This is a genomic window from Pantoea sp. SIMBA_079 (genome assembly GCF_046940275.1).
Lineage (GTDB): Bacteria > Pseudomonadota > Gammaproteobacteria > Enterobacterales > Enterobacteriaceae > Pantoea > Pantoea borealis.
In genome coordinates, this window is record NZ_JAWRYR010000948.1 from 1 (window position 1) to 234 (window position 234).

Genomic DNA, 234 nt, shown 5'->3' on the forward strand with positions numbered 1-234 from the left:
GCGCGTTCCGGCTTGCCGTGGAACATGGCCCGTACGCCGGGACCTGGCACGCGGTGGCCGAGCGGGGCATCGCCTTCCGGAAGATCGCCGAGGCCATCGCGACCGGCCTCGATCTGCCCTGCGTGTCGCTGTCCGCGGACGCGGCGCGCGCGCATTTCGGCTGGATGTCCGGGTTCGCGGCGATCGATCAGCCGGCGTCGAGCGCGTACACGCGGGACGTGCTCGGCTGGCATC

The 234-nt window shown here is 72.6% G+C and carries 1 pseudogene; it reads left to right on the plus strand.

From position 1 onward, the window contains the following. A pseudogene (locus SB719_RS22735) lies at nt 1-234 on the plus strand (3-beta hydroxysteroid dehydrogenase); the annotation flags it as partial.